The 1630-nt window shown below is 65.5% G+C and carries 3 protein-coding genes; all 3 read right to left on the bottom strand.

What is annotated here, in order from left to right:
• Positions 1-86: 86 nt before the first annotated feature.
• The gene (gene gpt, locus B4L36_RS09350) at positions 87-590 is read right to left on the bottom strand and encodes a xanthine phosphoribosyltransferase (protein WP_088663225.1); all 504 of its coding nucleotides are present in this window, start codon (positions 588-590) and stop codon (positions 87-89) included.
• Between the two features lie 64 nt (positions 591-654).
• Positions 655-1272: a LysE family translocator gene (locus B4L36_RS09345; protein WP_097372810.1), complete on the bottom strand. Its 618-nt coding sequence runs from the start codon at positions 1270-1272 to the stop codon at positions 655-657.
• Between the two features lie 22 nt (positions 1273-1294).
• Positions 1295-1630: SDR family oxidoreductase (locus tag B4L36_RS09340; protein ID WP_292955872.1), on the bottom strand; the 336-nt coding region annotated here is incomplete at its 5' end.

Here is a 1630-nt window from a genome sequence, read left to right as displayed (position 1 = left end):
TGGCCAAGCGCCAGCCCGCCGGGACGGGCAGGCGCTCGCTCTCGCGCCCTTCGGGCTTGTCCGACAGCGGGAGCGATACCCCGTGCTCAGTCGCGGCCCCGATAGGGTTCGACATATTGCAGCGCCATGTCCCATGGGAAGAAAATCCATGTGTCTTGGCTTACCTCGGTGATGAAGGTGTCGACCATCGGGCGGCCTTTTGGCTTGGCGTAGACGGTGGCGAAATGCGCTTTCGGGTAGAGCAGACGCACCAGTTCCAGTGTCTTGCCGCTGTCGACAAGGTCATCGACGATCAGGATGCCGGAGCCATCGCCCATCAACTCTGCATCGGGGCTTTTCAGCACCTTGGCTTCGGCCTGCGACTGGTGGTCGTAGGACTTGACCGAAATCGTGTCGACCGTGCGGATGTCCAGTTCGCGGCTGACGATCATCGCGGGGGCCATGCCGCCGCGGGTGATCGCGACCACGGCCTTCCAGCCGCCATCGTCGGGGCCATGCCCGTCCAGCCGCCATGCCAGCGCGCGGCTGTCGCGGTGGATCTGGTCCCAGCTGATGTGAAACCCTTTTTCGTGGGGCAGGCGGTCGGTCATCGGTTTGGTCCTCATCGTCACGGGCCGGGCGGGGGCCATTTGCAGCAAAGTCGGGGGCAGCGGATCAGCCGGTTGCGAGCTTTACGCCCAGCACCGCGAGAAATCCGCCAAAGAAACGGTCGAGCGTAGTTTTCATCCCGACATAGCGTCGGCGCATCCGGTCGAGCGAGAAGACCCGCGACACGAAGCTGTTCCACACGGATTCGTTCACAAAGATCACGGCCAGCAACAGCAGACGTCCGCCCAGCCCGGTTTCGGGCGGGATCGCCCCGGCAAAGACCGCGCCGAAAAACACGGCGGGTTTCGGGTTCGACAACTGGCACATCAGGCCGCGCCAGAGCGCCGCGCGAAAGCCCGGAACCGCCGCGCCGGGTGGCAAGGTCGCATCAAAGGGGGTGCGAGCGTCGCGCCACATATGCCATGCCAGCCACAGCAGATAGGCGGCACCGGCCAGTTTCAGCACGCGCAGCAGGCCGGGGGCCAATTCGAACACGATCGCCAGACCCGACAGCGCCAGCGCCGCCCAGAACACCGCGCCGATGCCCAGCCCCAGCGCCAGCGCGACGCCGGTGCGCGCCCCTTGCGTCAGACCGGTGCGCGCGGCCATCAGCACGGCGGGACCGGGGCTGACGGCGGCCATCAGGTGCAAAAGCCAGACGGCGAGAAAGGCGGTGAGGGTCATGGCCGGCTCACTCCCGATGCGCTTATTTCTTGGCGGCGTCGATATCCGGGGCGTCGACGGCCTTCATGCCCACGACATGATAGCCCGCGTCGACATGATGGGTCTCGCCGGTGACGCCGGAGCCCAGATCGGACAGCAGGTAGAGCGCGGATTTGCCGACATCTTCCTGTGTGACGTTGCGGCGCAGCGGGGAGTTCAGCTCGTTCCATTTCAGGATATAGCGGAAATCGCCGATGCCGGAGGCGGCCAGCGTCTTGATCGGTCCGGCGGAGATTGCGTTAACGCGGATGTTGTTCTTGCCCAGATCCTCGGCGAGGTAGCGCACGGAGGCCTCCAGCGCCGCCTTGGCCACGCCCAT

The organism is Paracoccus sp. UBA889 (genome assembly GCA_002294185.1).
GTDB lineage: Bacteria > Pseudomonadota > Alphaproteobacteria > Rhodobacterales > Rhodobacteraceae > Paracoccus.
The sequence above is the reverse complement of the archived record's forward strand: the minus strand, read 5'-3'. Positions and strand labels throughout refer to the sequence as shown.